Source organism: Agrobacterium tumefaciens (genome assembly GCF_005221385.1).
GTDB classification, from domain to species: Bacteria; Pseudomonadota; Alphaproteobacteria; order Rhizobiales; family Rhizobiaceae; genus Agrobacterium; species Agrobacterium tomkonis.
This window is the reverse complement of sequence record NZ_CP039904.1, coordinates 123960-149525: the sequence shown is the minus strand read 5'-3', so window position 1 is coordinate 149525 and position 25566 is coordinate 123960. Positions and strand designations below refer to the sequence as shown.

Annotated in this window: 23 protein-coding genes; 17 read left to right on the top strand and 6 right to left on the bottom strand. The window is 60.3% G+C overall.

Going from position 1 to position 25566, the window contains the following annotated elements; genetic code table 11:
* Nucleotides 1–31: 31 nt before the first annotated feature.
* Entirely contained in the window at nucleotides 32–1309 is a 1278-nt protein-coding gene (locus CFBP6623_RS15915) for a D-tagatose-bisphosphate aldolase, class II, non-catalytic subunit (protein ID WP_046800381.1), read from the bottom strand.
* Nucleotides 1306–2295, bottom strand: coding sequence for a tagatose kinase (locus tag CFBP6623_RS15910; protein WP_046800495.1), 990 nt, complete (start codon nucleotides 2293–2295; stop codon nucleotides 1306–1308). Before CFBP6623_RS15910 ends, CFBP6623_RS15915 begins: the two co-directional genes overlap by 4 nt.
* Nucleotides 2296–2614: 319 nt before the next feature.
* Between CFBP6623_RS15910 and CFBP6623_RS15905 the strand changes: the two genes are divergently transcribed.
* The 10 genes from CFBP6623_RS15905 to CFBP6623_RS15860 all read left to right on the top strand — a co-directional run bounded on the left by CFBP6623_RS15905 (nucleotide 2615) and on the right by CFBP6623_RS15860 (nucleotide 12879).
* Nucleotides 2615–3928 (top strand): ABC transporter substrate-binding protein, encoded by a 1314-nt coding sequence (locus CFBP6623_RS15905; RefSeq protein ID WP_046800382.1) that lies wholly within the window; start codon nucleotides 2615–2617, stop codon nucleotides 3926–3928.
* Between the two features lie 263 nt (nucleotides 3929–4191).
* The gene (locus tag CFBP6623_RS15900; RefSeq protein ID WP_080842768.1) at nucleotides 4192–4965 is read left to right on the top strand and encodes a galactitol 2-dehydrogenase; all 774 of its coding nucleotides are present in this window, start codon (nucleotides 4192–4194) and stop codon (nucleotides 4963–4965) included.
* A gap of 16 nt (nucleotides 4966–4981) precedes the next feature.
* Nucleotides 4982–5992, top strand: a complete 1011-nt coding sequence (locus tag CFBP6623_RS15895; protein WP_046800496.1) for a D-altritol 5-dehydrogenase — start codon at nucleotides 4982–4984, stop codon at nucleotides 5990–5992.
* Nucleotides 5993–6108: 116 nt separating this feature from the next.
* Nucleotides 6109–7125, top strand: coding sequence for a LacI family DNA-binding transcriptional regulator (locus CFBP6623_RS15890; RefSeq protein ID WP_046800384.1), 1017 nt, complete (start codon nucleotides 6109–6111; stop codon nucleotides 7123–7125).
* Nucleotides 7126–7387: 262 nt separating this feature from the next.
* The gene (locus CFBP6623_RS15885) at nucleotides 7388–8746 is read left to right on the top strand and encodes an NAD(P)H-dependent oxidoreductase (protein ID WP_046800385.1); all 1359 of its coding nucleotides are present in this window, start codon (nucleotides 7388–7390) and stop codon (nucleotides 8744–8746) included.
* A 17-nt stretch (nucleotides 8747–8763) separates the two neighbouring features.
* Nucleotides 8764–9066, top strand: coding sequence for a putative quinol monooxygenase (locus CFBP6623_RS15880; protein ID WP_046800497.1), 303 nt, complete (start codon nucleotides 8764–8766; stop codon nucleotides 9064–9066).
* 12 nt (nucleotides 9067–9078) lie between these two features.
* Nucleotides 9079–9981 (top strand): NAD(P)-dependent oxidoreductase, encoded by a 903-nt coding sequence (locus CFBP6623_RS15875; protein WP_046800498.1) that lies wholly within the window; start codon nucleotides 9079–9081, stop codon nucleotides 9979–9981.
* 21 nt (nucleotides 9982–10002) lie between these two features.
* Nucleotides 10003–10998 (top strand): DctP family TRAP transporter solute-binding subunit, encoded by a 996-nt coding sequence (locus CFBP6623_RS15870; RefSeq protein WP_046800386.1) that lies wholly within the window; start codon nucleotides 10003–10005, stop codon nucleotides 10996–10998.
* A 55-nt stretch (nucleotides 10999–11053) separates the two neighbouring features.
* Nucleotides 11054–11602 (top strand): TRAP transporter small permease, encoded by a 549-nt coding sequence (locus CFBP6623_RS15865; RefSeq protein WP_046800387.1) that lies wholly within the window; start codon nucleotides 11054–11056, stop codon nucleotides 11600–11602.
* Nucleotides 11599–12879: a TRAP transporter large permease gene (locus CFBP6623_RS15860; RefSeq protein WP_046800388.1), complete on the top strand. Its 1281-nt coding sequence runs from the start codon at nucleotides 11599–11601 to the stop codon at nucleotides 12877–12879. Before CFBP6623_RS15865 ends, CFBP6623_RS15860 begins: the two co-directional genes overlap by 4 nt.
* A gap of 24 nt (nucleotides 12880–12903) precedes the next feature.
* On the opposite strand, the gene CFBP6623_RS15855 is transcribed toward CFBP6623_RS15860, so the two are convergent.
* Nucleotides 12904–13800 (bottom strand): LysR substrate-binding domain-containing protein, encoded by an 897-nt coding sequence (locus tag CFBP6623_RS15855; RefSeq protein WP_046800389.1) that lies wholly within the window; start codon nucleotides 13798–13800, stop codon nucleotides 12904–12906.
* A gap of 89 nt (nucleotides 13801–13889) precedes the next feature.
* A complete protein-coding gene (locus CFBP6623_RS15850) occupies nucleotides 13890–15092 on the bottom strand; it encodes an MFS transporter (protein WP_046800390.1) in 1203 nt (400 codons plus the stop codon).
* Nucleotides 15093–15215: 123 nt separating this feature from the next.
* Between CFBP6623_RS15850 and CFBP6623_RS15845 the strand changes: the two genes are divergently transcribed.
* On the top strand, nucleotides 15216–16070 hold the full coding sequence (locus CFBP6623_RS15845; RefSeq protein WP_046800391.1) for an AraC family transcriptional regulator: 855 nt from the start codon (nucleotides 15216–15218) through the stop codon (nucleotides 16068–16070).
* Here the strand turns inward: CFBP6623_RS15845 and CFBP6623_RS15840 are convergent.
* Nucleotides 16067–16957, bottom strand: coding sequence for a helix-turn-helix domain-containing protein (locus CFBP6623_RS15840; RefSeq protein ID WP_046800392.1), 891 nt, complete (start codon nucleotides 16955–16957; stop codon nucleotides 16067–16069). The genes CFBP6623_RS15845 and CFBP6623_RS15840 overlap by 4 nt on opposite strands.
* 92 nt (nucleotides 16958–17049) lie before the next feature.
* On the opposite strand from CFBP6623_RS15840, the gene CFBP6623_RS15835 reads away from it, so the two are divergent.
* The 6 genes from CFBP6623_RS15835 to CFBP6623_RS15810 all read left to right on the top strand — a co-directional run bounded on the left by CFBP6623_RS15835 (nucleotide 17050) and on the right by CFBP6623_RS15810 (nucleotide 25217).
* Nucleotides 17050–18321, top strand: coding sequence for an ABC transporter substrate-binding protein (locus CFBP6623_RS15835; RefSeq protein WP_046800393.1), 1272 nt, complete (start codon nucleotides 17050–17052; stop codon nucleotides 18319–18321).
* A 509-nt stretch (nucleotides 18322–18830) separates the two neighbouring features.
* Nucleotides 18831–19691: a carbohydrate ABC transporter permease gene (locus CFBP6623_RS15830; RefSeq protein WP_003523586.1), complete on the top strand. Its 861-nt coding sequence runs from the start codon at nucleotides 18831–18833 to the stop codon at nucleotides 19689–19691.
* Nucleotides 19688–20524: a carbohydrate ABC transporter permease gene (locus tag CFBP6623_RS15825; protein WP_046800394.1), complete on the top strand. Its 837-nt coding sequence runs from the start codon at nucleotides 19688–19690 to the stop codon at nucleotides 20522–20524. Before CFBP6623_RS15830 ends, CFBP6623_RS15825 begins: the two co-directional genes overlap by 4 nt.
* 10 nt (nucleotides 20525–20534) lie before the next feature.
* Complete coding sequence (locus CFBP6623_RS15820; RefSeq protein ID WP_046800395.1) at nucleotides 20535–21620, top strand: ABC transporter ATP-binding protein; 1086 nt, start codon at nucleotides 20535–20537, stop codon at nucleotides 21618–21620.
* Nucleotides 21621–21665: 45 nt separating this feature from the next.
* Nucleotides 21666–23669 (top strand): aldo/keto reductase, encoded by a 2004-nt coding sequence (locus tag CFBP6623_RS15815; protein ID WP_046800499.1) that lies wholly within the window; start codon nucleotides 21666–21668, stop codon nucleotides 23667–23669.
* A gap of 315 nt (nucleotides 23670–23984) precedes the next feature.
* Nucleotides 23985–25217, top strand: a complete 1233-nt coding sequence (locus CFBP6623_RS15810) for a M24 family metallopeptidase (protein ID WP_046800396.1) — start codon at nucleotides 23985–23987, stop codon at nucleotides 25215–25217.
* Between the two features lie 8 nt (nucleotides 25218–25225).
* Here CFBP6623_RS15810 and CFBP6623_RS15805 read toward each other — a convergent pair whose 3' ends face one another.
* The gene (locus CFBP6623_RS15805) at nucleotides 25226–25543 is read right to left on the bottom strand and encodes a cupin domain-containing protein (RefSeq protein ID WP_046800500.1); all 318 of its coding nucleotides are present in this window, start codon (nucleotides 25541–25543) and stop codon (nucleotides 25226–25228) included.
* Nucleotides 25544–25566: the final 23 nt, after the last annotated feature.

The window sequence follows — 25566 nt, the reverse complement described above, 5'->3', positions numbered from 1 at the left end:
CTTTGTGCGTCTGGAAGGACGGAAAGCCGCTCTAGTGGCGGGCTTCGCCCGTCGCTGCATGGTAGGTCGCCAGCACCTGATCCACCGCCGCGACCAGAACCTCCTCCATCGTCCTGCCCGCAACCGCCGCGAGCGGCAACTCACCGAGATACTGGCGCAGCAGGGTTTCGGGAATTGTCTTCCCATCCAGCGCCTTATGCAAGGCGGAAACGGCTGCAAGCGCTTCCGGCCGCGTCCAGTAATAACGGATGCGGTCGCTGTAGCTGTAGTGGCGCTGCAATCGGAGCGTGATGTCATCGCCATGGTAATGGCCCTGCCAGTCGCCCGGTGCGCTTAACATCAATTTTTCCATGGTCCGCGCCAGCGGCCGGTCGCCATAGGTGCCGACCATTTCGGAGGCGATCATATCAAGAGCGTAAAGCGCTTCCCGGTAAGCGAAGGTGAGGCCGGGGCCAACTTTGAGGATCGGATATCCGTCATGCACGAGTGCGGTAAGTGCTGTCTCCGTCTGGTAATCGGTCGAATGGGCTTCGAAGACCAGTTGCGGTTCGCCGTCCAGCACGGCGCTGAGGCTCTGCGCTGCCTGCGGATCATAAGCGACAACATTGTCGCTGCCGAATTCCACGCCGGGCTGTACGACGAAGGCGATGACCCGTTCGAAGGCTTGCGAAAGGCCGTGCTGCGCGAATATTTCGCGGTGCAGATCGATGGTGTTGCGCGCCGCCTGTGGTTCGGTCGGCGCAACCGTGTCGAGCACATGGTCTGCACCACCGGGCACCGGCACTTCGGTGCCGAGAATGTAGAGCGGTTTGGGCAGGCCGGCATCGGTGGCGGCCTTTTCGGCGACGGCTGCGAGTTTCGCGGCGCGGTTGGCAATCGTTACGTCGTCTAAAGCCACCGGTTCACCGGCGCAGCCCATGGATGCATCGAGGTGGATCTTGCGAAAACCAGCTGAAACATAGGCTTCGACCATGGCGGCGGCTTTTGTCAGCGCGTCCTCGGCCTTTTCCCGGCGCCAGGGGTTGGGGCCGAGATGATCGCCGCCGAAGATCAGCAGTTCGGCGGGCAGCCCTTCTTCGGAGGCGATGCTGTTGACGAAGGCAACAAAATCCAGCGGCGTCATGCCGGTATAACCGCCGAGATGATTGACCTGATTGCAGGTCGCCTCGATCAGCACGGCTGTCTTGCTGGCGGCGGCGCGGCGGATTGCGGCGCGCAGGACAACGGGGTGGGCCGAACAGACAGACGTGATGCCCGCAGGTTTACCGGCGCGGCGCGCGGCGGCTAGATTTTCCAGAATGGCGGTCATGGGACTTCCTCCGACAATTGCGCGGCGATGAAGGCGTCGAGTTCGGCAAGGCTGGCGGCGCCCTCCATCGGGCCGCGCCTGATGACGTTGTGGGCGCCCGATGCATTGGCATAAGCGAGCGCCTGTCCGGGGTGCATGCCGAGGCGGCGGCAGGTGAGGTAGGTTGCGCCGAAACAGTCGCCGGCACCGGTCGGGTCGATTTCCGTGACCTTCAGGCCGGGGGCGTCGATGCGCCCATGGGCGCGGCTGAAATGGCTTGCGCCCTTCGCGCCGCGTTTCAGCACGATTTCACCGACACCGGAGACGAGCAGCTTCTCTATCGCAGCATCCTCATCGTCCAGACCGGAGGCCGCCTGAAGTTCCTCGCCTGACGGCAGCAGGAGATCGGTGACGGCAAGCAGATCGTCGATCAGCCTGCGGCCGGCATCACCCTGCGCCAGTTCCTTGCGGATGTTCGGATCGAAGGAGACCGAGCCGCCGCGTGCCTTGACGCTCTTGATGGCTTCGAGAATGATTTCGCCAATGCCGGCTATCGCGAAGGCCGACCCCATGACGTGCACATGGCCGGCTTTTTCGATGAGCGCCTGCGCTTCATCGGTCATTTGCGTTTCACTGGCCGCTGAATGGGCGATGTTGAAAACGAAGTCGCGCGCGCCGTTCTCGCGGTAGCGCACGAAGGCGCTGCCGGTCGGGCGATCTGGAATAGTGGCGATGGCCGAGACGTCGACGCCGTCACGGCGCAGCCTTTCGACATTGAGGCGGCCGAAATCATCGTCACCGACTGCCGCGATGATGCCGGCGGTTCCGCCGCAGCGCGCCACCTGATCGATGAAGATGGCGGGTGCGCCGCTCGGGAAAGGGCCGATCAACGTCTGCGGCTCAAGAAAGCCATTTCCCACCGTCGTCGCCATGATCTCCACGAGGATTTCCCCGGCCGTGATGGTCGGGCCCTGGGTCTGCGGCGCCAGTGCAGATGCCTGCCTCATCGTTTCCTCCATAAGCGTGTGCTCTCGTCCTGCCGGGCAGGTGCATTTCGGTCTGTTGATTTTTCGAATATCAATTAAAGTTTACACGCGTCAAGATATTAATTGATGAAAAATCTGCTGCAATGCAGCAAGGGAAATACGTGAAATAATAAATGATTGTGAAGATATGTTTTTATAAACAAAGTGTTGTACACATTTCGAGCCAGCATGGCGGCGCCATCATTTATTTTGGATGTTGACAATCGGTGTGGTTTTGCGAGATAAAAAATTTACGCATGTATTGTTATGCGTGGACATCCGTAAAGGAGGAGCGGGTCTCATGAGCAAATTCATTGGAATTCTGTCGTCGTCTGTGGTGGGAGCGGGCCTTTTGGCCGGGCTGGCGCAGGCGGAAGAAATCAACATCGCCACCGTGAATAATGGCGACATGATCATCATGCAGAAGCTTTCCAGCGCCTGGGAGAAGGAAACAGGCAACAAGATCAACTGGATCGTGCTGGAAGAGAATGTTCTGCGCGAACGCGTCACCACCGATATCGCCACCAATGGCGGCCAGTTCGACATCATGACCATCGGCGGTTACGAAGCGCCGATCTGGGGCAAGCAGGGCTGGCTGGCGCCGGTCGACGATCTCGGCGACGATTACGATTACGCCGATCTGCTCGACCCGATCAAAAAGGGCCTGACGGTGGATGGCAAGCTTTACGCCGTGCCGTTCTACACCGAAAGCTCGTTCACGCTTTACCGCAAGGACCTGTTCGACGCCGCCGGCCTGAAAATGCCTGATAATCCGACCTACGACCAGATCAAGGATTTCGCTGCCAAGCTGACCGACAAGTCGAAACAGCAATATGGCATATGCCTGCGCGGCAAGCCGGGCTGGGGCGAAAACATGGCCTTCCTCGGCACCATGATCAACACCTATGGCGGCCGCTGGTTCGACATGGACTGGAAACCGCAGCTGACGAGCGAGCCGTGGAAAAAGGCGATTGCGGATTATGTGGCGCTGATGACCTCTTACGGCCCGCCCGGTGCGGCCGCCAACGGCTTCAACGAAAACCAGACGCTGTTTTCATCCGGCCGTTGCGCCATGTGGATCGACGCCACCTCGGCGGCGGGCCGCGTTTATGACCCCAAGCAGAGCCAGGTTGCCGACAAGACCGCGTTTACCCGTGCTCCGGTCGAGGTAACGCCTAACGGTTCGAGCTGGTCGTGGTCGTGGAACCTTGCCATTCCCAACAGCACGAAGAAGCTTGAAACCGCCAAGTCCTTCGTCAAATGGGCGACCTCGAAGTCCTATGTGAAGACGGTTGGTGAAAGCGAAGGCTGGGTGGCCGTGCCGCCGGGCACGCGCAAATCCACCTACGAGCTGCCGGAATACAAGAAGGCCGCACCCTTTGCGGATACCGTGCTGAAGGCGATCATGTCTGCCGATCCGTCCAAGCCGACCAAGGATCCGGTGCCCTATACCGGTGTGCAGTTCGTGGCCATACCGGAATTCCAGTCCATCGGTACGGTTGTCGGCCAGCAGATCGCGGCCGCCCTTTCCGGCCAGCAGACCGTCGATGCGGCGCTCGAAGGCGCGCAGAAGCAGGTCGAGCGTGACATGACCCGCGCGGGCTACATCAAGTAGCCGCGTCCTCCCGGCGTGCCGCCCGTTCGTCACTTTGGCGGCGGGCGGCATGGGTGGGGATTAAGGGCCAGTTCTTCCCTCATTCCTGTGCCTGTCACAGGAATCCAGTCAGCCCAAGTCTTTGGGCTGGAAGGACTCTCTCGCCGCGCAGACGCGCGTCGGCTGGATTTCTGTGACAAGCACAGGAATGAGGCGAGTGAGGAAAAGCATCTAACAACAAACGGGCATGGCCAGATTCCCCGCCATGCATCACGGAGATCGACATGAGATTGAAGAACAAGGTCGCGCTGATCACCGGCGCCGCCCGCGGTATCGGCCTTGGTTTCGCGCAGGCTTTTGCCGATGAAGGCGCGAAGGTGATTATCGCCGATATCGATATTGCCCGCGCGACGGCTTCCGCCGCCGCCGCCATCGGCCCTGCCGCCAAGGCCGTGAAGCTGGATGTGACCGATCTTTCCGAGATCGACGCCGTGGTGAAGGCGGTGGATGAAGAGTTCGGCGGTATCGATATTCTCGTCAACAATGCCGCGATCTTCGACATGGCGCCGATCAACGGCATTACCAAAGAGAGCTATGAGCGGGTGTTCGACATCAATCTCAAGGGGCCGCTGTTCATGATGAAGGCCGTCTCCAATGTGATGATCGCCCGTGCGCGCGGCGGCAAGATCATCAATATGGCGAGCCAGGCCGGACGGCGCGGCGAGGCGCTCGTCACGCTTTATTGCGCCTCCAAGGCGGCGATCATTTCCGCCACGCAATCGGCGGCGCTGGCGCTCGTTAAACACGGCATCAATGTCAACGCCATTGCGCCCGGTGTGGTGGATGGCGAGCATTGGGAAGTGGTCGATGCGGAATTCGCCAAATGGGAAGGCCTGAAGCCGGGTGAGAAGAAGGCGGCGGTGGCCAAATCCGTGCCGATCGGCCGTTTCGCGACGCCTGATGACATCAAAGGGTTGGCGGTTTTCCTCGCCTCCGCCGACAGCGACTATATTCTCGCCCAGACATATAATGTCGATGGCGGCAACTGGATGAGCTGAAAAGCCGGAGATGACCATGCATGCCATTCAATTCGTCGAGAAGGGACGCGCCGTGCTGGCGGAACTCCCCGTCGCCGATCTGCCGCCGGGCCACGCGCTTGTGCGGGTCAAGGCTTCGGGGCTTTGCCACACCGATATAGACGTGCTGCATGCGCGTTATGGTGACGGTGCGTTTCCCGTCATTCCCGGCCATGAATATGCCGGTGAAGTTGCGGCCGTGGCTTCCGATGTCACTGATATCAAGGCCGGTGACCGGGTGGCCGTCGATCCCAATCTGCCCTGCGGCACCTGCGTCAGCTGCAGGAAGGGGCTGACCAACCTTTGCAGCACGCTGAAGGCCTATGGCGTTTCCCATAATGGCGGCTTTGCGGAATTCAGCGTGGTGCGTGCGGATCACCTGCACGGCATCGGTTCCATGCCCTATCATGTCGCAGCGCTGGCCGAACCGCTCGCCTGCGTCGTCAACGGCATGCAGAGCGCTGGCATTGGTGAGAGTGGCGTGGTGCCGGAGAGTGCGCTTGTGTTTGGTGCCGGTCCCATCGGCCTGCTGCTGGCCCTGTCGCTGAAAGCACGCGGCATTGCCACGGTAACGATGGCCGATATCAATGAAAGCAGACTGGCCTTTGCCGAAAATCTCGGGCTCAAGGTGGCGGTTTCCGGCTCGCAAGCGCTCCTGCGGCAGCAGAAGTCTTTTGATCTTGTGGCCGATGCGACGGGTATTGCCCCCGTTGCGGAAGCGATGATCCCGCTGGTTGCGGATGGCGGCACCGCGCTGTTTTTCGGCGTCTGCGCGCCGGATGCCCGCATTTCGGTGGCGCCTTTCGAAATCTTCCGGCGGCAGCTGAAGCTTGTCGGCTCGCATTCGCTGAACCGTAACATCCCGCAGGCGCTCGCCATTCTGGAAACGGATGGCGATGTCATGGCGCGGCTCGTCTCGCACCGGTTGCCGCTTTCGGAGATGCTGCCGTTCTTTACGAAGAAACCATCCGATCCGGCCACGATGAAAGTGCAATTTGCAGCCGAATGATCGTTTGGTGGTTGATAACCGCAGTCGACCGGCTTTTCGTGCGAAGGCCGGTCGATATAAAGTACCACATGTAATATTTCATGGGGGCAAGCACTTTGGCCAAATCTATCAGGACGATGGAAGAATTTTCGGAATTCGTCGGCCTTTCCCGCCCGACCGTTTCGAAATACTTCAATGATCCGGCCTCGGTTCGCAAGAAGACGCGGGACACCATCGAGGATGCGCTGAAGAAATCGGGATTCAGGCCCAATATCTTCGCCGTCAACCTCAACCGCCGCCGCTCCAATATCATCGGCATCATCATTCCGAACTCCACCGACCCGTTTTATATGGCGCTAACGAGCCGTATCGAACTCATCGCCAATGAGGCTGGGTTCCTTGCCTTCGTGCTGTCTTCGGATGGCAAGGCGGAAATCGAAGACCGGGCCATCCGCACCTTCAAGTCGATGAATGTCGCCGGTGCGATCATCGCCCCGCTTGGCGTCAAATCCCATCGCGCGACGCTGGAGCAACTCGCGGCCAGCATTCCCATCGTTTATGTCGATTCGCCGCTGGATGAGACCTCGGCCTTTGTCGGCACCGACAATCGCCAGAGCGTCGGGCTGATGGTGGATTATCTCTGCCGTTCGGGCGAGCCGCCCTGTTTCTTCGACATGCCGCAGGTCAACACCAATGCCGCGACACGCCGCACGGCCTATGAGGAGGCGATGCAGCGTCTTGGTTTCGAACCGCATGTGATCGATGTGCCCGGCATCGTCACCTGGGATTTCGAGCGTTTCGCTTTTGATGAAGCGAGCCGGCTGCTGGATGGGGCAGGGCATTTGCCATCCCGCACCATTTTATGCGCCAATGACCGTATTGCCTTCGGCGTCATCGCCGCCGCTTTCCAGAAGGGCATCAAGGTTGGTCACGGCGCGGATTACGATCTCAGGGTTGCCGGTCATGACGATCATCCGTTGTCGCGTTATGCCTGCCCGCCGATTACCACGGTGGCGCAGAATTATAACGAGATCGGCAGGCTGTCGATCGAGCTTCTGTTGCAGAAGCTGAACGAAGAGGCGGATGATGCCGCCACCCGGATGCGGGAACGCATCCTGCTCAGCGCCGATCTGATGCTGCGTAAATCGGCCTGATGACTTGTTAGATAAACTAAACAAAAAATCTGATTTTCTAAATAGAACTAATATTTGAACGCTCCTACTCTGTTCCCAAGGTTGCTTTGGGAGGCGACCGCGAGAGCCGGCGCAAAGGCGTGCCGGGATCCGGGAGGAACGCAGAAACGTCATGTTGTCGCTGCCGCGAGGGTCACGCCTTCGTAGCCTCGGTATCGCATGGCCTTCGCCGGGCAGACTGGACACTCTTGCCAGCAATTTCCCCAGCGAAGGATGTCAAAACATGAATCTCTATTCTCTTCTGTCAGCGCGTGCAGCCGGTGGCAAACCTGTCAGGGTCGGTCTCATCGGCGCCGGCAAGTTCGGCTCCATGGTGCTGGCGCAGGCGCAGCGCATCGCCGGTTTCCACATGGTCGCCGTCGCAGACCTCAATGTCGGCAAGGCGAGGGAATCGTTTGACCGCGTCGGCTGGCCGAAGGAGCGTTATGACGCGACGAGCTGCGCCGATGCGCTGAAAAGCGGCAAGACCTATGTGACCGATGATGTGAACGAGCTTTTCGCCTGCGGCGAAATCGAATGTGTCATCGAGGCCACCGGCCATCCGCTGGCCGGTGCGCGCCATGCACTGGGCGCCATTGAGCACAACAAACATGTCGTCATGGTCAATGTCGAAGCCGACGTCATGGTCGGGCCGATCCTTGCCGAAAAGGCCCGCGCCAAGGGCCTGATCTATTCGATGGCTTACGGCGACCAGCCGGCGCTGATCTGCGAGCTGGTTGACTGGGCGCGCGCCACCGGTTTCGAGGTCGTCTCCGCCGGCAAGGGCATGAATTTCGAGCCGCGTTACCGTTATTCGACGCCGGACACGGTCTGGGGTTATTTCGGCTGGACCGACGAGGAAGTGGCCAAGGGCGACTTCAATCCGAAAATGTACAATTCCTTCACCGACGGCACCAAGGCGGCCATCGAAATGGCGGCCGTCGCCAACGGTACGGGACTGGATTGCCCGGATGACGGTCTGGCCTTCCCGCCGGCCGGCCTGCACGATCTGGCCCGCGTCTTCCGCCCCGCTGCCGATGGCGGCCGCATGGCGCGCTCCGGTCTGGTCGATATTGCCGCAAGCCAGGAGCCGGATGGGCGCGAGGTGTTCAACAACATCCGCTACGGCGTTTTCGTCACCTTCAAGGCGCATAATGAATATGCCCGCGCCTGCTTCAAGCAATATGGCCTGCTGACCGATCCGTCGGGCTGGTACGCCTCCATGTGGCGTCCGTTCCACATCATCGGCCTTGAAACATCGATCAGCGTGCTTTCCGCCGTCCTGCGCAACGAGGCCACCGGTTGCTCCAAGGAGTTCCGCGGTGATGCCGTCGCCACGGCAAAGAAGGACATGCAGCCGGGCGAAATGCTGGACGGTGAGGGCGGTTACGCGGTCTGGGCCAACGCCATTCCCGCCACCCGCAGCCTTGATATCAAGGCGCTGCCGATTGGCCTTGCCCACAATGTCAAGCTGAAGCGCGCCATCAAGAAGGACCAGATCGTCAGTTTCGACGATGTGGAGCTCATCAATGACCTTGATGTGGTGAAGCTGCGTCAAGACATGGAAAACCGCTTCCGTCCGCAAAAAGACGCCGCGGCTTGATGGGCGGGGGAGAGGACATGTCAAAGGGAGCCTTCGTGGTGATCGCGGAATTTCGGGTTAAGCCCGATGCGATGGATGCCTTTCTCGACGCCGCGCGCGATGACGCCAAGCATTCGGTCGAGGACGAACCGGGTTGCCGGCAATTCGACGTGGTGCGGCCGGAAACCGGAAACAATGTGGTGTTTTATGAGGTCTATGACAGCAGAGAGGCTTTCGACGACCATCTGAAAACACCGCATCTCGACCGGTTCCGCGCGGCTTTTCCCGCCCTCATCGAAGAAGAACTGCCGGTACGTTTTTTAAACCGGCAATGGCTCTGAAAGATGGAAACGATGGCTGACATTCGCCAGATCGCCGTTATCGGAACGGGTATCATGGGTGCCCCCATGGCGGGGCGTCTGGCGGAGGCCGGGTTTTCCGTCAAGGCCTGGAACCGCAGCGCTGACAAGGCTGCGGTTCTGGCGAAAAAGGGTGTGCAGCCGGCGGCAACGGCTGCCGAAGCTGCGGCCGAAGCCGATGTCGTGCTCTGTATGCTGAGTTCCGGGCCGGTCTGCGACGAGGTGCTGCTCGGTGTCTCGGGCGTCGTTTCCACCATGAAGCCCGGTGCTATCCTGCTGGTGATGAGTTCCATCCCAGTCGATAGCGCACGGCAACAGGCGGAAGCGGCCAAGGCCCGCGGCGTCAGATATATCGATGCGCCGGTCTCTGGCGGAGAAAAGGGAGCGATCGAAGGAACGCTCGCCATCATGGCCGGCGGTGAACAGCGGGATGTGGATGCATTGCGGCCACTCCTCAATTGCCTTGGCCGCGTCACCCATGTCGGTCCGGTGGGCTGCGGTTCTCTGGCCAAGCTTGCCAACCAGCTGATCGTCGCCTCGACGATCTGCGCCGTCGCCGAAGCCTTGACGCTGGTTGAAGCGGGGGGAGCCGAGCCGGCGCAGGTGCGCGAGGCCCTGCTTGGCGGCTTTGCCGACTCCACCGTCTTCCGGCAGCACGGAAAACGCATGGTGGAGAGCAACTTTCGCCCCGGCGGGCCGGCGAAATATCAGGTGAAGGATACCTCCACGGCGCTGGCTTTCGCCAAGAGCCGTGGCCTCAGATTACCGGTCGGCGAGGAGGTTGACCGGCTGTTCCGTTCCATGGTCGAGCATGGTGCGGGTGAGCTTGATCACAGCGGTGTGATCCTTGAAATTAAACGCATGAATGCGTTCGGAGGAACGCTCGAAACAGTCTAGAGACAACAAAGGGAGGAACACATGAAAATTTCAAAACTTTACGGGCTGGCTCTCGCCGCCACCATGCTGGTTGCATCGATCGCGCAGGCGGAAACGCTCACGCTTTCGACGCCGGATCCGGACAATTCCGAAATTACGCTCGCGGCCAACAAGTTCGCCGAGCTGGTGTCCGCCAAGACAAATGGCGAAGTCACCGTCAAGGTCTTCCCGAACGGCTCGCTTTACGGCGGTGATCCATCGGGCGCCGTCAAGCAGCTGGCGGGCGGATCGCTCGACATGCTGCTTCTGGCGACATCGCTTTATGCGAATTTCGACCCGCGTTTTTCAGCGATTTCCATTCCCTATCTTTTTGACGATGAAGAACAGCTTCGCACCTATCTGGAAGGTGAGCAGGGCAAGGAGCTGATTGCCGGGCTGGAAAAGATCGGCATCAAGGCGGTGGATCTGTGGCCGCGCCCCTTCCGCCAGATGACCAATTCCAAGCGCCCGATAACCTCGCCGGATGATCTCAAGGGTTTGAAGTTCCGCGTTCCCAACAATCCGCTCTGGGTGGAATTCTTCAAGAAGATGGGCGCCGCACCGACGCCGCTCGCCTTTGCCGAGGTTTATAACGCCCTGCAGCTGAAGGTCGTCGACGGCCAGGAAAACCCCATCAACGTCCCATTGTCGGCGAAATTCTACGAGGTGCAGAAATACGTCTCGATCACCAACCATATGGGTGACGGCTGGGTTCTGGGCATCAGCCCCGCCAAGTTCAACGCCCTGAGCGATGCGCACAAGGCGGCCGTCGAGGAGGCGGCGAAGGAAGCGGAAGTGTGGAAGGTGCAAAACGACGCCTCGAGCGCCGAAGCGACGATTGCCGAACTGCAGAAACACGGAATGGAGATCAATCGCCTGACGCCGGAGCAGCAGAAGGCTTTCGTGGAAGTCTCAAAGGGCCTCTATCCGGTCTTTGCCGGGTTGGTGAAGGATCAGGCTTTCTTTGACAAGACCATTGCCGCCGTCGGCAAGAAGTAAGGCCATCAGGTCTTCCGGGCCGGCGCGCAGCCGGTCCGGTTGGGAGGACAGGTTTATGGACGAAACGTCATCATTTTTCGGCAGGGTCATCAGATTGGCGACCGACGTGCTGGCCGGTCTGGCCGCTATCGGGGTTCTGGCCGTCGTGCTTTTGCAGGTGTCGACCCGAATGTGGGGCACTCCGGTCTCCTGGACCGAGGAAGCGACACGGTATCTTTTCATATGGATGGTGTTCCTGGGCGTGGCGGGCAGCTTCCGCACCGCCGACATGGCGCGGGTAACGGTGTTCATCGCGCTGATGCCGGCCTGTGTGCGGCGTCTTGCGCTGCCCATCTACGTCGTGTCGTCGGTCGTCTTTTTCGGCCTGATGATCTGGACGGGCTGGACGCTGGTGCGCCAGCAATATGTGATGAATGAAGCCGCCGCGACGCTTGCCACGCCGATGTGGATGATCGGCATCATCATTCCGCTCAGCGCGGCTCTCGGCATTGCCGCCATCGTGGAATCCCTGCGCCAGCATCGCGACCGCATCGAACTGCCGGAGGGCCTGCAGCCTCTCGCCGATGACGATCTGGTGGTTGGAAATATGGAGAAACGGCCATGAGCCTGACGCTGCTTGGACTTTTCCTTCTCATGAGCGCTTTCGGCGTTCCGCTTGCCGTTGCACTTGGTCTCGCCAGCCTGGCGTCCATCGCGCTTTATACGTCGATGCCGATGGACCTTCTGGCGCAAACCATGTTTTCGGGCATGAACTCCTTCCTTCTGGTTGCGGTGCCGCTTTTCATTCTTGTCGGCGTCCTGATGGAACGGGGCAAGGTCGCCGAACGGTTGTTCGACTTTGCCGAGGCGATTGTCGGCTGGCTTCCCGGCGGTCTCGGCCACGTCAATGTCGCCTCGTCGGTGATTTTCGGCGGCGTCTCCGGTTCGTCCGTCGCCGATATCGCCTCCATCGGCGCCATCGAGATCAAGGCCATGGAGCGCCACGGTTTTCCAAAGGGATATGCCGTCGGCCTGACGCTCTGCACCTCCACCCTTTCCTCGATCATCCCGCCGTCGATCCTCATCGTCATCGCCGGTTCCGTCGCCAATGCCTCCATCGGAACCCTGCTCGTCGCGGGGCTGGTGCCGGGATTGTTCCTCGCATTCGTCTTCATGGTCTACAATCACATCTATGCGGTGCGAAATGGGTTCAATCCGCCCACGCCTTTCAATGTCCGGCGTGTGGTGACGACCGGCCTTGCGGCCATCCTGCCGATGCTGACGCCGGTGATCCTGCTGATCGGTATTGTCGATGGCTATTTCACGCCCACGGAAGCGGCCGGCATTGCCGTTGTCTACACGCTGTTTCTGGCCGTCATACTTTACCGCACGATCCCGTTTTCGGCGCTGCTCGGCATCTTCATGGAAACGGCGCGCACATCCGGCTCGATCCTGTTCATCGCGGCGACGGCAAAACTGGCGGCCTGGGTCTTCACCTTTGATGGCCTGCCGGCGCAGGTTGCGGTCTTCCTTGGCCATATCAGCACCGGGCCGACCATGGCGATGGTTCTGATCTTCCTGTTCCTCATCGTCGTCGGCATGTTCATGGATGCGATTGCCGCCATGTTCATTCTGATCCCGGTGCTTATGCCGCCGGCCGTCTTGCTTGGGGTCGATCCGATCCACTTCCTGATCGTCATGGTCATCACCCTCACGCTTGGGCTTGTCACGCCTCCGGTCGGTGTATGCCTGTTTGCGGTGGCGCAGGTGGCGAAAATGTCGATCGAGGATGTGATCAAGGGATCGCTTGCGCCGATGTCCATTCTTGTCGCCGCGATCCTGGCCCTGGTGCTGTTCCCGGATCTGACGCTGGCGCCGATCAGGCTGATGGGTCTTTACTGACGCGGAAACGGAAAGCCTGAAACATCAGACAACGCGACGGGTTTGCCACTCGTCGCGTTGTTTTCGCATCCACTCCAGAAACAGCGTCACTTTTCTCTGCCGCAGGTGGGAATGCGGACAAACGATCCATTGCGTGACGAGCTTGATACGCGGCGCATCGGCCACGGCCGGGACCAGCATTTTGTCCTGCAACTCCCGCTCCATCATCAAGGTGCTTTCCAGCGCCACGCCGATGCCGAGAACGGCGGCGTCGATGGCCATGTGGCTGCGATCGAACAGGACGCGCCGCCAGCGCTTTTCGGCTGTCACGCCCGCCAGAGGGAACCAATGGTTCCATTGCGCCTGTGCCTTGACGGAATGGATCAGCCGCTGGCTCTGCAATTCCTCGGGCAGAAATTTACCCGCGCCCGGGTGGTTTGGTGAACAGACCGGCAGGAATTCCTCCTCAACCAGCCCTTCCACGAAGAGACCCGGCCAGCGGCCATCGCCGTGGCGCAGCTCTATGTCGACGAGTTCCTGCGAAAAATCGGTCGGCTCGTTGGTGCCGTCAAGGCGCACTTCCAGTTCGGGGTGCTCCTCCAGAAACGAGCCGAGGCGCGGCAGCAGCCATTTGTTGGAAATGGTCGGCGTCGCCCTGATCGTTAGCGTCGTGACCGAACGGAAGCCGCGAATGCTGTCGGTGGCGTCGGAAATCTGCTCGATCTGGGCGGTGATCATCGAGAAATACCGCTCGCCGGCCTCGGTCAGCGTCACCCTGCGGCCGGTGCGGGCCATCAGGGTCGTGCCAAGCTGGCCTTCCAGTAGCTGGATCTGCTGCGAAACGGCCGAAGGCGTCACGCTCAGTTCTTCCGCCGCCCGTGAAATGCTGCCGGCCCTTGCGGCGGCGTGAAAGACCAGGATCGATTTTATCGGGATTTGCATGGCTTAAGTCTTCGCTGAACGGATTACGGCAGTCACCTGCTGATTAGCACAGGTGACTGCCGCGATGAAACGTTTGCAGCGAAAGGCCTTTACCGATGGCTCGGCAGTTTTGGCAGCAACACCGTCAACAGGCCGAGCAGCGGCATATAGGAGCAGATGCGGTAGACGAATTCGATGCCTTCCTTATCCGCATAGATGCCGAGAACCGCAGCCCCGATGCCGCCGAAACCGAAGGCGAAACCGAAGAACATGCCGGCGATGAGGCCGACGCGGCCCGGCACCAGTTCCTGCGCGAAGACGACGATGGCCGAGAAGGCGGAGGAGAACACGAAGCCGATGACGACGACGAGAATGGCGGTCCAGAACAGGTTCGCATAGGGCAGCAGCAGCGCGAAGGGAATGACGCCGAGGATCGAGAACCAGATGACGACGCGCGAGCCGAAACGGTCACCGATCGGGCCGCCGAAGAACACGCCGAGCGCCGAAGCCCCGAGGAAGAGGAACAGCAGAACCTGTGCATCCTGAACACCAAGGCCGAACTTGTCGATGGTGTAGAAGGTGAAGTAGCTGGACAGGCTGGCGAGATAGGCATTCTTGGTGGCGGTCAGAACCACCAGTACCAGAAGCGTCATCATGACAGTGCCACGGGCGAGGGGAAGGGTGCGGCTGGCCGGCGCCTTGCCGACGGTTGCGCGGCGGTGGCGGGTGTACCAGACGCCGACCCAGGAAAGCACGCCAAAACCGACGAGCGCGATCAGCGAGAACCAGCTGAGGCTGGACTGGCCAAGCGGGATGACGATGAAGGCGGCGAGCAGCGGGCCGATGGCCGTGCCGGTATTGCCACCCACCTGGAAGAAGGATTGCGCCAGACCGTGGCGACCGCCGGATGCCAGACGTGCAACGCGGGAGGCTTCCGGATGGAAGATCGCCGAACCGATGCCGATGAGGCAGGCGCCGATCACCAGAACCTCGAAACTATGGGCGAAGGCAAGCGTGATGAGGCCGGCGCAGGTGGACAGCATGGCCACCGGCAGCGAGAACGGCATGGGCCAGCGATCCGTCACCATGCCGACAACCGGCTGCAGCAGCGATGCTGTGACCTGAAATGCGAAGGTGAGCAGGCCGATCTGCATGAAGTCGAGCGCGTAATTGGCTTTCAGCAGCGGATAAAGCGACGTCAGCAGCGATTGCATGATGTCGTTCAGCATATGGCAGAAGCTGGCGGCTGCAATGATTGAAAACGCCGTGCGTTGCGGGTTGAAGCTGGTGCTGGCGCTGGTGACAGTGGCCATGATGAAGTCCTCTTTGGCTCCCGGCGGAAGACGGGAAACATGTCTTTATTTCTTCCCGCTTTTATTCATATTGTTTCTGGCCTGCATTTGTGTTCTGGACGATTTTCTTTGTGAGTGGGCCAAATGGCAAAAATCAAATCGCGGCAGCCTTCGGGACTGACGCTTGACGAGCATGAACGCAGTCTGAAATTGATCGACGGCACCAATGAGCCGGTGCTGGCGCTTTGCCGTGTTTACCCCACCGGACACCGGACCCCGCCCCACAGCCATAGCCGCGTGCAGATCTGGTGTGCCCGGCGGGGTGTCGTGCTGGTCAGCACCGCGGATGGCCGCTGGATGATACCGCCCGGTCATGGATTGCTTATTCCCGCCGGGCTGCAACATGAAGCGGAAACCATCTCGACGGTGGAGATGCACTCGATCTATGTGCACCCGGACCTTTTCCATGCCGGTGCGCCAAGGGTGGTGGAAATAACCGATCTCGCCTCCAGCCTGATTTCGGAACTGCTGGCCGAGGAGCACCAGCCGTCGGCTTTCCACCGGCAGGGTCTTGTGCGGGCGCTTTTGCTGGATGAGGTAAACCGCCTGCCGGAACGGCCGCTGGGGCTGCCTTTCCCCGATAACCAGCGTCTGGCCGCGCTTTGCCGTGACTTCCTGAAGAAGCCTGTCGCAAGGGTAGAGATCGACGATTGGGCCGAAGTCATGGGCATCAGCCGCCGCTCCTTCACGCGCCTGTTCCGCCGGGAGATGGGGGTAAGCTTCGTCACCTGGCGCCAGCAGGCCTGCATTTTCGCATCATTGCCGAGGCTCGCTGCCGGCGAGGCGGTGACCAATGTGGCGCTGGATGCGGGTTATGAAAACATCCCGGCCTTTACGACCATGTTCCGGCGGATGCTGGGCAGTTCGCCACGAGCCTATCGGCAGGCGGCGCGACAGCGCAGTGCTGCTTTTTCCGATTTCGAAGACATCGAAGATTAAGCCGCTGTCGCCCGCATATCGCGGCGGAAATCCGAAGGCGACATGCCTGATATCTGGCGAAACGCCTTGTTGAAGGCGCTGACGGAGCCGAAGCCGCTTTCCATGGCGATCTGCAGGATATTGTCCTTGCCCGTCATCAGCATTGCCTGTGCGCGTGAAAGCCGCAGCAGGGTCAGATATTTGATCAGCGTCATGCCGGTGGATTTGCGGAACAGGTTCATCGCATATTTCGGGTGAAGCGATGCGGCGCGGGCAATTTCCGTCGCGTCGATATCGTCGAGAAAATTGGCGGCGATGAAATCGCACATGCGCACCACGCCGATGGAGGGCGCCATGCCCTCGTCATCCTCTCTGCGTTTGCCATCGGCGGCGGATGACATGACGGAGTAGGGTTCAAGGAACATCCGCTCCACCCGCAGCAGCAGTTCTTCTACCGCGTGCTGGGCTTTCGCCGGATCCCCCGACGTGACGTAGCGGAACCAGCGGCCAAAATTTTCCGCATCCGCCCGGTCGGTCTCAGCACTCACCATCGTCGCACCACCCATCAGCAGGCTGGAAACGGCGGCGGGCAGCCGCATGCGGAAGAAATGCACGAGTGGCAGATGCGCGCCGGCGTAAAAGGAATCGTCTGAGGAATGGTCCATCTGGTGCGGCTGACCGCCCCAGAAAATGCACATCTGGCCGGCATCGAGCGTCAGGTCGTGATCGCCCATGCGATAATGCACCGATCCCGACATCACGTAATTCACTTCCACCTGCGCGTGCCAGTGGGGCCTGAGCATGATGGGCGGGTGATTGTGAAAAAGCTGAAGCGTTGTCGGCATGCCTTCGATGCTGCTTGCACCCGGCTGGTAGAAGGCTCTTTCAGCAATCTTACTTTCCGCCAAATCGATGTTCCCTTTTTACGAGACAGATTTCCTGCCGCCGGTAATGTGCCCATGTTCGCTGAAGAACGGCAATTGAAAAAGGGAGGTTTTCAATGTGCTTGAAATTTCTTGGCGCGTCTACGGCCATGCTGCTTCTCGCAGCCCCGGCTTTCGCGCAAACCGAAACCGTCACCATCTGGAGCTGGAATGTCGCGGCTTCTGCGCTGAAATCCACGGTAGAGGGCTTCAACAAGCAGAATCCGGATATCAAGATCGTCGTTGAAGACCTTGGAAACAATCAGGTTTTTGACAAGACGCTGGCCGCCTGCGCAGCCGGTGGCGATGGTCTTCCGGATATCGTCACCATCGAGAATTTCGAGGCGGAACTGTTCTGGAGCCGCTTTCCCGATTGTTTCGCCAATCTGACCGAGCTTGGCTACACGCCTGAGAAACAGGCGCTTTTCCCGGATTTCAAACGCACGGAGCTGGAGGTTGACGGCGTCGCCTATGCGGTTCCGTGGGACTCCGGCCCTGTAGCGGTTTTTTATCGCCGCGACTTCTATGAGAAGGCAGGTGTCGACCCGGCCACCATCAAGAGCTGGGATGATTTCATTGCTGCCGGCAAGAAGGTCATGGCCGCCAATCCCGGCACCGTCATGGCGCAGGCCGATTTCAACGGCGACAGCGAATGGTTCCGCATGATCGCCAATGAGCAGGGATGCGGTTACTTTTCGACCGATGGCCAGAACATCACCATCAACAAGCCTGCCTGCGTCGCGACCCTTGAAAAGGTCAAGGAGATGAAGGATGCCGGCATCATCACGGCGGCGATCTGGGATGAAAAAATCCAGGCCAACACGGCCGGCAAGGCTGCAAGCCAGATGTATGGCGCCTGGTATGAAGGCACGGTGCGTTCCGGCTCTCCCGATCTTTCAGGCAAATGGGGCGTGTATCTGATGCCGAGCCTGACGCCGGATGGTCCGCATGCCGCCAATCTCGGCGGCTCTTCGCTGGCGATCAGCTCGACATCCGAGCGCAAGGAAGCCGCGTGGAAATATATCGATTACGCGCTCACCACCAATGAAGGGCAGGTGACGATGCTGAAATCCTTCGGTCTCGTCCCCTCACTGCTGTCCGCCATCGACGATCCTTTCGTCAAGGAAAAGCAGCCCTATTGGGGCGGGCAGGCGGTGTGGACCGATATTCTCGCCACCCTGCCGAAGATCGTGCCGAGCCGCGGCACGGCGTTCCAGTCGGATGCGGATGCGATCTACAAGGCGACGCAGACGAAATATTTCGCGGGCGGATATCCCGATGCGAAAGCGGCGCTCGATGATGCGGCCAAGCAGATCGAAACGGCGACGGGGCTCCCCGTTGCGCAGTAAGCCGGCGGCGAGGACCGGGCGGGTGCCACAAATTTCTTCTCCCCGAGGGGGAGAAGTCCGCGGCAGCGGGATGAGGGGGTGAGGGTAGCGATTTCCGGAGAGCCAGCCCCCTCATCCGACCCTTCGGGCCACCTTCTCCCCCTCGGGGAGAAGAAATATGCCGCACCGTTTTGCGACGGCACTTCCCCAGAACCGGGGCCGGGCTTGCCGCAAAGCAGATCGAAACGGCGACGGGGCTGCCCGTCGCGGAGTAAGCCAGCGGTTAGGGCCGAGCGGGTGCCACAAGTTTCTTCTCCCCGAGGGGGAGAAGTCCGCGGCAGCGGGATGAGGGGGCGACGTTAGTGATAAATCGAGAGCTAGCCCCCTCATCCGACCCTTCGGGCCACCTTCTCCCCCTCGGGGAGAAGAAATAGGCCGCGCCGTTTTGCAAAGGCATTCCCCTCATAGGGGCGCGCTCTTTCTGAAGCTTTTCCATTTATCCGGCCATCGTCCGGCACATGGAGGTCGTCATGCCGTCCAGGAACAGGATCGCTTATGCGTTCCTTGCGCCCTATCTCCTGATTTTCGCCACCTTCTGGGTCTGGCCGATCATCAGCTCGTTCATGCTGTCGTTCCAGAATACGCGCATAAACCCGTGGCGGTTTGCGCCCTCCATGAACTGGGGGCGGCTCGTTTCCGATCCGGCCTTTTATAACGCGCTTTATAATACGCTGATCATTCTGGTCATTCAGGTGCCCGTGATGATCGCGCTTGCCACCGTCATGGCGGTGCTGCTGAACTCGCCGCTATTGAAGGCGCGGCCGCTTTATCGTTTTGCCTTTTTTGCGCCTGTCGTTGTCGGCGAGGTGGCCTATGCGGCGGTGTTCCGGCTGATGTTCAGCGCCGATTTCGGCATCATCAACAAGCTCATCACATCAGTTGGCCTTTCGCCCATCTCGTGGTTCGACAATGCCAATGCGGCCATGGCGCTCGTCATCATCGCGGTGACCTGGCGCTGGGCGGGTTATAACGCCATCATCATTCTGGCCGGGCTGCAATCGATCCCCGGCGATGTATATGAAGCGGCGACGCTGGACAAGGTCAGCAAGCGCCAGCAGTTCTTTTATATCACCCTGCCGTTGCTTAAACCCATCATCCTGTTCTGCGTTGTCCTGTCGGTCATCGGCACCATGCAGCTTTTTGCCGAACCCTTCCTCATCACCAACAGGGGCGGGCCGGGCGGCGGCACGGAAACGCTGGGGCTGTTCCTTTACCGGCAGGGCTTTACTTCGCTCAATTTCGGTTACGCCTCGGCCATTGCCTACACCATGGCGGCGCTCGCCATCGCAATTTCACTCCTCAATCTCTGGGTCGGGAGGGAGCCGAAATGAGATCGAAATCGAGATCGCTTTTCTGGCAGAAGATCGCGCTGCACGCGGCGCTGACACCGCTCGCCATCATCTGGCTGTTTCCGCTGTGGATGATGTTCGTGTTTTCGACCATGCCGGATTACGGCATTTTCAGCCCCGATATCGTGCTGGTGCCCTCCACCAACTTCGTCGAGAATTTCAACAACCTGCAGGCGGACACTAACTTCCTCAGGGCCATGTTCATCTCGATCACCGTCGCCGTCATCTACACGGTGCTTTCGGTGTTCCTGACGTCGATGGCGGGCTGGGCGCTGGCGCGTTATCGTTTTGCCGGGCGCGGCGTGGTGATCGCCATCATTCTCGGCACAATAACCCTGCCTTTCGCGGTCGTCGTCATTCCGCAATTCATCATGGTGGCGCGTGAATTCAAGCTCGCCAATACCTGGGTGGCCCTGATCGTGCCGCCGCTGTTCAACTCGCTCGGCGTGCTGTTCATGCGGCAATCCTTCTCGATGATGCCGACCGAGCTTTTCGATGCGGCACGGGTGGAGGGCGTCAAGGAGTGGCAAATCTTCCTGCGCATCGCTTTGCCATTGGCGCGTCCCACCATGGCGGCGCTGTCGATCATTCTCTTCCTGGCCTCGTGGAACAATTATCTCTGGCCGCTTCTCATCAATTCCCGCCCAGGAATGATGACCGCACCCGTGGCGCTTGGCACCCTCATCGGGCTCACCAAAGTGTCATGGGGCGGCATCATGGCCGGCGCGGTGCTGCTCACAGCGCCCATCCTCGTGGTTTTCGTGGCTCTGCAACGTCATTTCATCGCCGGCATTTCCGCCGGGGCAGTCAAGTAAGGGAGGCCGCATGGCGGAACTTTCGCTCAAGAACGTCGTCAAGCGTTATGGCGCGCTCGAAGTCATCCATGGCGCCGACCTCGATATTGCCGATGGTGAGTTCGTCGTCTTCGTCGGCCCCTCCGGTTGCGGCAAGTCCACGTTGCTGCGCATGATCGCCGGGCTGGAAGACATATCGGATGGCGATGTCAGCATCGGCGGCAGGACGGTCAACGATGCCGATCCGGCAGACCGCGGCATCGCCATGGTATTCCAGTCCTATGCGCTTTATCCGCATATGACGGTGGCCGAAAACCTGTCCTTCGGCCTTAGAATGAATGGCAACCCGAAGGCCGATACGCAAAAGCGTGTCAACCGCGCCGCCGAAATCCTGCAGATCAACGAGCTGATGGAGCGCCGGCCGAAACAGCTTTCCGGCGGCCAGCGGCAGCGTGTCGCCATCGGCCGCGCCATCGTGCGCGAACCGCAGGTCTTCCTGTTCGATGAGCCTTTGTCGAACCTCGATGCGGAACTGCGGGTGCAGATGCGCGTGGAAATCTCGCGGCTGCACAAGCAGCTGGGCACGACGATGATCTATGTGACCCACGACCAGACCGAGGCGATGACGCTGGCCGACAAGATCGTGGTGCTGCGGGCGGGCAATATCGAACAGGTCGGAGCGCCGCTCGATCTCTATGACGACCCCGCCAATCGTTTTGTCGCCGGTTTCGTCGGTTCGCCGAAGATGAATTTTCTCGACGCTACCATCATCGGCAGCGGTGCGGAGAACGTTACGCTCGCGCTCGACAGCGATCCGGCGGTGCGGCTCAACCTGCCGATAAGACACCGTTTGAACGACGGCACCAGGGTCTCGCTTGGCATCCGGCCAGAACATTTTTGCGATGCGGGGCAAGGTGATGCCGATCTCACCGTTCATGTCGATGTCGCCGAGCATCTCGGCAATACCAGCTATGTCTATGCCCGAACCGAAGGCGGCGAGCAGCTGATCATCGAACGGCCGGAATCGCGCGATGTCGGCAATCGCGACCGGCTGACGGTCGGCCTTTCCGCCCGCAAGGCCTTTCTTTTCGACAGCAAGGGCGAACGCCTGCGCTGAACCCTTTCCCAAGCACCCAAGACTGATATGAAGGACGAGGATTTCATGACGACCGAACAACCGATCCGCTGGGGCATCATCGGCCCGGGCACCATCGCCAGGACTTTTGCTGATGGCATAGCCCATTCCCGCACCGGCAGGTTAGAGGCCATCGCCACCCGCAACCCGGACAAGCCCGGCCTTGCGGAGGCCTTCCCCGGTGCGCGCATCATCCATGGGTACGACGCGCTGCTGGCCGATCCCGATATCGATGCCGTCTATGTCGCCACACCCCATACCGGCCATGCCGAATGGGCGATCAAGGCGATCCGGGCAGGTAAAAACGTACTGGTGGAAAAGCCCATCGCGCTTTCCGCCTATGATGCCGACGCCATTTTCCACGAGGCGAAAAAGGCCGGCGTCTTCGCGGGCGAAGCCTATATGTATCGCCTGCACCCGCAGACGGCGAAATTGCTGGAACTGGTCAAGAGCCGTGCGGTTGGCGATATCCGCATCATCCGCTCCAGCTTCGGTTTCAACATGGGCTCGTTCCGGGCCGATCACCGGCTTTTCGCCAATGAAATGGCGGGCGGCGGCATTCTGGATGTCGGCGGTTATCCGGTTTCCATGGTGCGGATGATCGCCGGCGCCGTGGACGGAAAACCCTTTGCCGAGCCGGAAAAGGTGGCGGGCGCCGCCCATCTCGGCCAGTCGGGCGTCGATGAATGGGCCTCCGCCGTGCTTAAATTCTCAAACGGCATCGTCGCCGAAGTCTCATGCTCGATCATGGCGGCGCAGGATAATGTGCTGCGCATCATCGGCTCGGAAGGGCGCATCGAGGTCAAGGATTTCTGGTTTGCTGCCGGCCACAAGGGCGGCACCGGGCGGATTGATATCGTCAGGGGTGACAAGGTCGAAACCATCGAATTGCCGGAGGATCGCTGGCTTTATTCCTTCGAGGTCGATGCGGCGGGCGAAGCGATACGGCAGGGTAAAAAGGAATTTGATGCACCCGGCATGGCCTGGGCCGACAGCCTCGGCAATCTTCGTGTCATGGATCAATGGCGCGCTTCCGTCGGGCTGGAATACAGCGTCGAAAAAGCAACGTCGCGCGTTGCCAATATTACCGGCGGCAAGGTCGTGGCCGGAAACGCAGTGCCGAAGCGGCAGATTCCGGGCCTTGCCAAACCCGCTTCCGTGGTCGCGCTCGGTTTCGAATTCTTCCCCAATTTCGCCTCCGCATCGCTGACACTGGATGCCTTCTATGAGGCGGGCGGCAATCTCTTCGATACGGCCTATGTCTATGGCGCAGGCAGGACCGAGGCGATCTTCGGCGACTGGCAGACCAGCCGCAAGGTGCCGCGTGAGGAGATCGTTCTGATCGGCAAGGGTGCGCATTCGCCGCTCTGCTATCCTGACATGATCGCAAAGCAGCTCGATCAGTCGCTCGCGCGGCTGAAGACGGATTATGTCGATGCCTATTTCATGCATCGCGATAATCTGGATATTCCGGTCGGCGAGTTCGTCGATGCCATGGATGCCGAAGTTCGGCGCGGGCGCATTCGCGGCATTTTCGGTGGCTCCAACTGGACGCGCGAGCGCATGGACGAGGCCGCGGCTTACGCGCAGAAGAACGGCAAACAGGCGCCCGGCGCGCTTTCCAACAACTTCTCGCTTGCCGAAATGCTTGATCCCATCTGGGCGGGCTGCGTTGCGGCATCTGACGATGAGTGGAAGGCATGGTTGCAATCGCGCCAGATCCCCAATTTTGCCTGGTCCAGCCAGGGGCGCGGTTTCTTCACGGACCGGGCAGGGCGCGACAAGCATGACGATGAGGAAATCGTCCGCGTCTGGTATTCAGATCGCAATTTCGTGCGCCGTGACCGGGCAATCGAGCTTGCGCAGAAACTGGGCCGCCACCCGATCCACATCGCGCTCGCTTATGTCATCGCCCAGCCTTTCCCGGTCATCCCGCTGATCGGACCGCGCACGATTGCGGAGCTGGAGGATAGCCTTTCGGCGCTGGATATCGTGCTGACCGGTGAGCAGGTGAAGTGGCTGGAGGCTTGAAAGACAATGAGCGGCGGATTTATCCGCCGCTCGTTCGGATAGGGCAAGGCATTGCGGCATATTTCTTCTCCCCGAGGGGGAGAAGGTGGCCCGAAGGGTCGGATGAGGGGGTAACGTTGCCGAATTTCGGAGAGCTCGCCCCCTCATCCCGCTGCCGCGGACTTCTCCCCGGCGGGGAGAAGAAACAAGCGGTAAGCGCTCGCTTCCACTGACGATTCTCAGGGTGGAGATGTCATCTTCCACCTTCTTTCCTCTCCCGGTGACTGCTAAAGCGTAGGTTCACAAACCTGCCGCCAAACAATCACCGGGGTTCCCATGAGCGATATCGACCGAAGCCGTGCGCAGCAGCTGATGCGGGAGGCGGATATCGACGCGCTGGTGCTGTTCCAGCCCGAAGCCTTCCGTTATGCCGTCGGTGCGCATGCCGGCGTGGCGACCATGTGGGGCAGGGCGGGTTCGGCAATCGCGCTGGTGCCGGCTGATGCCGGGGCAGGGCTCGCCGCCGTCGTCAGCGATCATGCCGCCCCGCTCGTCGGGAAGGCGGCGCCTGATATAGATCTGCGCTGCCATCGCATCTGGATCGATATGGTCGATCTTTCGGGTGTGGAAACTGTCGCGCAGGTGGATGATGCCTATCGCCGCAACAATTCCGGTGGGCCGCGGCCGGAGACATTCGATCGTGCCGCCTGTTTCGGCCTGCTCTCCGATCTTTTGCGGGAGCGCGGGCTGTCTGCGGCGCGCATTGGTGCGGACCTTGAATTCATGCCCGCCGCCGATTTTTCAGCGCTGCGGCAGGCGCTGCCCGACGTGAACTGGGTTGATGGTTCGATGGTGCTGAGACGTCTGAGGGCGGTGAAATCCGAACGCGAGATCAAACTTCTGAAGCAGGCGGCAGCCGCCGCCGAGGCAGGGTTGGTCGAGATGGCAGCCGCCGTTCGACCGGGAGTAGCGCTTGGTCAACTTTCCGCCGCCTGGAAATCCGGCGCGCAGGCACATGCCGCAAAATCCGGTTTTTCGCTGAGCGGGCATTGGGACTATATTTCCGTCGGTCCGGCCCTGTCGGATATGACGGCGGCGGTCACACCGGGCGCACTGATCAAGGCCGATGTCGGCACGCTGGTAGACAGTTATTCCTCTGATGGCGCAAGAACCTTCTCATGGGGGCCGGTCTCGGCTCTTGCTGCCGATATTTTCAAGGCGCTGGAGGCAGCCTTCGCCTGTGGACTGGAAGCGCTCCGCCCCGGCAATACATTCGGCGCGGTGCACGCCGCCATGCTGGCTTCGATGCGCAAGGACGGCTTCAGCGAATATTATCGCGGTCATTTCGGCCATTCCGTCGGCGGCGGGGTCGGTATCGAGGAATGGCCGTTCTTTTCCCATGGCAATCCGGAAATCATCCTTCCCGGCATGGTGGTCGCACTTGAAGCGCCCTTCTATGGCGAAGGGCTGGGGGCGTTGATGATCGAGGACCAGTTCCTCGTCACATCATCAGGTGCGGAGTGCATGAACAACCTGCCACGCACTCTCAGGGATTTATCCGCGAACTAAGCGCCGGCTCAGAGAAAGTCGTCGCGACGCGGGGTGAAGCAGTCGATCAGCTCGCCCTCTTCCAGACACAGGCAGCCATGTTCGATATGGCCGGGAACGACAAGGCTGTCGCCTTTCTGCAGGTCATAGGCGTCACCGTCGCGGTAAAAGCGAAAACTGCCGCTGGCGACATAGGTGGACTGCACATGCGGGTGGCTGTGCAGCTTGCCTTCCGCGCCGGTCTTGAACCGGAATGACACGACCATCAGCTCGGGCGCTTCGGAAAGCACGGTGCGTTCCACGCCGTCATCGGGCGAAACGGTGGGGAATTTGGGAAGCTGCTGCATGTCGTTCTCCTCTGTCTTGCAGT